The sequence below is a fragment of the Vibrio sp. YT-15 genome, from assembly GCF_033337445.1.
Taxonomy (GTDB): Bacteria; Pseudomonadota; Gammaproteobacteria; order Enterobacterales; family Vibrionaceae; genus Vibrio; species Vibrio alginolyticus.
The window spans coordinates 1-1,029 of sequence record NZ_JAWOQR010000179.1; the positions used below are offsets into that span (position 1 = coordinate 1).

Below are 1,029 nucleotides of genomic sequence, written 5' to 3' on the forward strand. Positions count from 1 at the left end.
TTCATTTTTGATGTCGATTCCTATCATCACATTAGCTGGTAGCTACTTGGGCATGAAGCTGGTTACCAGCGGTGAGCCTGTGCACGTTGGCTTTTTGCTGACTGGTATTCTGACTTCATTTATTAGCGCTTACATCTGTATTCACTTCTTCTTGAAGATGATTTCACGCATGGGCATGACGCCATTCGTGATTTACCGTCTGATTCTAGGTGTGGGCCTATTTGCATTCTTGCTTAGTGCTTAATCCTTGAAAACAAAAACGCCCGCTCAATTGAGCGGGCGTTTTTATTTTGGCGTTACTTATTTAAAGCGACTTTGACCGCTTCAATACGTCGTTTTTCTTGTTCATCACGAATAGCTGGACCTTTGAAGCCATCCTGAATGATGGCTTGCACATCTACTGATGCCGCTGCTTGATAGGCCAGCATAAAAATATCCGCTTGTGGATACGGTAGATCTTCTAAACCTTTGCGGCCTGCATGATCCGCTTGGCAGCAAATTAGAATGTCTTTTAGGCGCTCCGACTTGCGCCATACATCAAACTTGTTCAGGATTTTGATGATGGTTTGCGGCTTTAACTCAGCGGCGCGATGAATGTTGGAGTGTTGCTCGCAGACCATGAGCGCTAAATCTTTAAATTCATTCGGTACACGTACACGTTCGCACAGTTTTTTAATTAGCTTTAAACCGGTATGACAATGCATTTTATGGCTTGGCCATTCGCTCTCTGGTGTCACACCTTTCCCTAAGTCATGCACCTGTGCTGCAAATCTAACAGGGAGTGACGTGCTCAGCTTTGCGGCTTGCTCTGCTACCATCAACGTATGGATACCCGTATCGATCTCTGGATGCCATTTTTCAGGTTGAGGCACCCCAAACAACGCATCGATTTCTGGTAGCACGACAGCTAACGCGCCGCAATCTCGCAATACTGATAAAAACACATCGGGACGAGGCGTTGAAAGCGATTTATGCCACTCTTGCCACACGCGTTCTGGGGTTAGCGTATTGAGTTCACCAGAGTAGATC

General features: G+C 46.0%; 2 protein-coding genes. One reads left to right on the top strand and one right to left on the bottom strand.

Annotated elements, in window-relative coordinates:
• The coding region (locus tag R7D93_RS26135; RefSeq protein WP_318129661.1) for an undecaprenyl-diphosphate phosphatase at positions 1–244 on the top strand (244 nt) is incomplete at its 5' end.
• Between the two features lie 52 nt (positions 245–296).
• Here R7D93_RS26135 and R7D93_RS26140 read toward each other — a convergent pair.
• On the bottom strand, positions 297–1,029 hold a 733-nt coding region (locus tag R7D93_RS26140; RefSeq protein ID WP_318129662.1), incomplete at its 5' end, for an HD domain-containing protein.